This window comes from Kluyvera sp., from assembly GCF_047971185.1.
Lineage (GTDB): Bacteria > Pseudomonadota > Gammaproteobacteria > Enterobacterales > Enterobacteriaceae > Kluyvera.
Genome location: NZ_JBKDZH010000028.1, coordinates 1 through 4130 on the forward strand (window position 1 = coordinate 1; position 4130 = coordinate 4130).

The window sequence follows — 4130 nt, forward strand, 5'->3', positions numbered from 1 at the left end:
AGTTTGAAAACGGCAAGTACGACGTGAAAGACGTGGGCGTGGATAGCGCTGGCGCGAAAGCGGGCCTGACCTTCCTGGTTGACCTGATCAAGAACAAACACATGAACGCGGATACCGACTACTCCATCGCCGAAGCGGCCTTTAACAAAGGCGATACCGCGATGACCATCAACGGTCCGTGGGCGTGGTCTAACATCGATAAGAGCAAGGTGAACTACGGCGTGACGCTGCTGCCAACCTTCAAAGGCAAGCCGTCTAAACCGTTCGTCGGTGTTCTGAGCGCCGGTATCAACGCCGCGAGCCCGAACAAAGAGCTGGCGAAAGAGTTCCTCGAAAACTACCTGCTGACCGACCAGGGTCTGGAAGAAGTGAACAAGGACAAACCGCTGGGCGCGGTTGCGCTGAAATCCTTCCAGGATCAGTTAGCGAAAGACCCGCGTATCGCGGCCACCATGGATAACGCCCAGAAAGGCGAAATCATGCCGAACATCCCGCAGATGTCCGCATTCTGGTATGCCGTTCGTACCGCAGTGATCAACGCCGCCAGCGGTCGCCAGACCGTCGATGCAGCGCTGAAAGATGCGCAGGGCCGTATCACTAAGTAATACCTGTCGTTCCCTCTCCCGGTGAGAGGGAAACACTCCCCCTCTCCCTCAGGGAGAGGGACGGGGTGAGGGTTGTTTAAATCGCTGTAGAGGAAGATCCCCATGGATGTCATTAAAAAGAATCATTGGTGGCAAAGCGACACGCTGAAATGGTCAGTGATTGGTCTGCTGGGCCTGCTGGTGGGTTACCTTGTAGTTTTAATGTACGCACAAGGGGAGTACCTGTTCGCCATCATGACGCTGATCTTAAGCTCAGCGGGCCTGTATATTTTCGCCAACCGTAAAACCTACGCCTGGCGCTACGTTTACCCTGGCATGGCCGGGATGGGGCTGTTCGTCCTGTTCCCGCTGATTTGCACCATCGCCATTGCTTTTACCAACTACAGCAGCACCAACCAGCTGACCTTTGAGCGCGCTCAGCAGGTGCTGATGGACCGCACCTATCAGGCGGGCAAATCCTACAACTTCAGCCTTATCCCGGCGGGCGACGAGTGGCAGCTGGCCCTCACCGACGGTGCAAGCGGTAAAAACTATCTCTCCGACGCCTTTAAAATTGGCGGCGAGCAAAAGCTGTCGTTAAAAGAGACCGAAGCGCTGCCGACCGGCGAGCGTGCGCCGCTGCGCGTGATTACCCAGAACCGTCAGGCGCTGGGCCAACTGACCGCCGTACTGCCGGATGAGAGCAAAGTCACCATGAGCTCGCTGCGCCAGTTCTCCGGCACCCAGCCGCTCTACACCCTTGCCGACGACGGCCTGCTGACCAATAACCAGAGCGGCGTAAAATATCGTCCGAACGGCGACATTGGTTTCTACCAGACCGTTAACGCCGACGGCAGCTGGGGCAGCGAGAAGCTGAGCCCGGGCTACACCGTGGGTATCGGCTGGGACAACTTCACCCGCGTCTTTACCGACGAAGGGATTCAGAAGCCGTTCTTCGCCATCTTCATCTGGACGGTCGTCTTCTCTATTCTGACGGTGATCCTGACCGTGGCCGTCGGCATGGTGCTGGCCTGCCTCGTCCAGTGGGAATCGCTGAAGGGCAAAGCCATTTACCGCGTGCTGCTGATTCTGCCGTACGCCGTACCGTCGTTTATCTCGATTCTGATTTTCAAAGGGCTGTTCAACCAGAGCTTCGGTGAAATCAACATGATGCTGAGCGCGCTGTTCGGTATCAAACCAGCCTGGTTCAGCGACCCGACCACCGCGCGTTCGATGATTGTTATCGTCAACACCTGGCTGGGCTATCCGTACATGATGATTCTGTGCATGGGCCTGCTGAAGGCGATTCCGGACGACCTGTACGAAGCCTCGGCAATGGATGGCGCCGGTCCGTTCCAGAACTTCTTTAAGATTACGTTCCCGCTGCTGATTAAGCCGCTGACGCCGCTGATGATCGCCAGCTTCGCCTTTAACTTTAACAACTTCGTGCTGATTCAGCTGTTGACCAACGGTGGCCCGGACCGACTCGGCACCACCACGCCAGCCGGTTATACCGACCTGCTTGTGAGCTACACCTACCGCATCGCCTTTGAAGGCGGCGGCGGCCAGGACTTCGGTCTGGCGGCGGCGATTGCCACGCTGATCTTCCTGCTGGTAGGCGCACTGGCCATCGTGAACCTGAAAGCCACGCGTATGAAGTTTGATTAAGGGAGACAACGAACATGGCTATGGTACAACCCAAATCTCAGAAACTGCGTCTCTTAACCACGCACCTGCTGCTGCTGATCTTTATCGCGGCAATCATGTTCCCGCTGCTGATGGTTATCGCTATCTCGCTGCGTGAAGGTAACTTTGCTACCGGCAGCCTGATCCCAGAAAAAATCTCCTGGGAGCACTGGAAGCTGGCGCTGGGCTTCAGCGTTGAGCATGCCGACGGCCGCGTCACCCCGCCGCCGTTCCCGGTGCTACTGTGGCTGTGGAACTCGGTGAAAATCGCCGGTATCACCGCCATTGGCATCGTGGCGCTCTCTACCACCTGTGCCTACGCCTTTGCCCGTATGCGCTTCCCGGGCAAGGCCACGCTGCTCAAAGGGATGCTGATTTTCCAGATGTTCCCGGCGGTGCTGTCGCTGGTTGCCCTGTACGCGTTGTTTGACCGTCTGGGCCAGTACATTCCGTTTATCGGCCTCAACACCCACGGCGGCGTGATCTTCGCCTACCTCGGCGGTATTGCGCTGCACGTGTGGACGATTAAAGGCTACTTCGAAACGATCGATGGTTCGCTGGAAGAAGCGGCCGCGCTGGACGGCGCGACCCCGTGGCAGGCCTTCCGCCTGGTACTGCTGCCGCTCTCCGTACCGATTCTGGCGGTGGTGTTTATCCTGTCGTTTATCGCCGCCATTACCGAAGTACCGGTTGCATCGCTGCTGCTGCGCGATGTGAACAGCTACACCCTGGCCGTAGGTATGCAGCAATACCTCAACCCGCAAAACTACCTGTGGGGCGACTTTGCCGCTGCGGCTGTCCTCTCCGCCATCCCTATTACCGTGGTCTTCCTGCTCGCGCAGCGTTGGCTGGTAAACGGCCTCACGGCCGGCGGCGTGAAGGGCTAAGTTTTCATCAGCAATGCCACTGCTATTATCCTCAACTTGTACGACCCCTAACTTGTGACTGTTTGGCGCTCTACGGAGCGCCCTTTTTTTTGCAGGGATGTCTTCCCGGAGTCGGCATAAATGCCTCGTCCGGGCTACCAGGCCCGTAGTCCGGCCAGGCGCAGCGCCGCCGGGAAACCGCTACTCCCGCTTCAACCGCTTTGAGTTACACAGCCACAGGGTGATCACCAGCAGCAGAATGGCGGCAGAATAAATCAGCACGTCCAGCGGCGACTTATGGTCGACGATAATCAACCGCACAATCGCGGTAATGCCGATGTAGACAAAGTAACGCAGGGGGAAATGGAAGCCTGACTGAAAGTACTTCACAATCAGAGCGATAAATTCGAAATAGAGGAAGTAAACCACCAGCCCCTCCACCAGCTCATACTTGCTGGTGCGTTCCGGCGCGAACAGCACGTCAGCCAGATGCAGCGTCTCTTTACCGAGAAAAACGATCAGAATCAGACCAAGGCTGAGCAGACCCAAATTCAACACGGTCTGCAAAATGGTGGAGATAAACTCTACGCGTGGGCGAGTCAGTGACGTCATGGCTAGCACCTCTTTCGCTGGGCCGGGATCCCTGTATAGCGCAAAAACGTGATCCAGATCTAGTTTTTATCGCCATCTTTTCGCCGTTGTCCTCAGCAACGGATAAAAATTTGTCGGATAAGGGAGTAAATTTTTCTACGCTATGCTTATCAGTAGCGCCTCTTCCTGCCGCGCTACACTTAAGGAGAACGTTTTTTATCAGAGGGATACTATGCACTCACTCCGCCAGGTCGCCATCCGCAATGTGGTACGCGGCGACAACGTCGTCATTTATGAACCCGCCAATCTTTACGACTGCACGCTAGGTAACAACGTGTTCGTCGGTCCGTTTGTCGAAATCCAGGGCAACAGCTGGATCGGCGACGAGACTAAAATCCAGTCA

Annotated in this window: 4 protein-coding genes and 1 pseudogene; 4 read left to right on the forward strand and 1 reads right to left on the reverse strand. The window is 56.4% G+C overall.

Annotated elements, in window-relative coordinates; all coding sequences use genetic code 11:
- From malE to malG, 3 genes are all read left to right on the forward strand, one after another.
- The coding region (malE, locus tag ACK5JN_RS06980; protein WP_416869490.1) for a maltose/maltodextrin ABC transporter substrate-binding protein MalE at positions 1–605 on the forward strand (605 nt) is incomplete at its 5' end.
- A 102-nt stretch (positions 606–707) separates the two neighbouring features.
- Entirely contained in the window at positions 708–2252 is a 1545-nt protein-coding gene (malF, locus tag ACK5JN_RS06985) for a maltose ABC transporter permease MalF (protein ID WP_416869491.1), read from the forward strand.
- 14 nt (positions 2253–2266) lie between these two features.
- Positions 2267–3157, forward strand: coding sequence for a maltose ABC transporter permease MalG (malG, locus tag ACK5JN_RS06990; RefSeq protein ID WP_416869492.1), 891 nt, complete (start codon positions 2267–2269; stop codon positions 3155–3157).
- Positions 3158–3337: 180 nt separating this feature from the next.
- Here malG and psiE read toward each other — a convergent pair whose 3' ends face one another.
- Positions 3338–3748 (reverse strand): phosphate-starvation-inducible protein PsiE, encoded by a 411-nt coding sequence (gene psiE / locus ACK5JN_RS06995; RefSeq protein ID WP_416869493.1) that lies wholly within the window; start codon positions 3746–3748, stop codon positions 3338–3340.
- 211 nt (positions 3749–3959) lie between these two features.
- Between psiE and ACK5JN_RS07000 the strand changes: the two are divergent.
- Positions 3960–4130 (forward strand): annotated as a pseudogene (locus tag ACK5JN_RS07000) (N-acetyltransferase); the annotation flags it as partial.

Bases quoted from the DNA above. Each gene is read 5' to 3' on its own strand.
- malG (WP_416869492.1), top strand. From the start codon at position 2,267: ATGGCTATGGTACAACCCAAATCTCAGAAACTGCGTCTCTTAACCACG.
- psiE (WP_416869493.1), bottom strand. From the start codon at position 3,748: ATGACGTCACTGACTCGCCCACGCGTAGAGTTTATCTCCACCATTTTG.
- malF (WP_416869491.1), top strand. From the start codon at position 708: ATGGATGTCATTAAAAAGAATCATTGGTGGCAAAGCGACACGCTGAAA.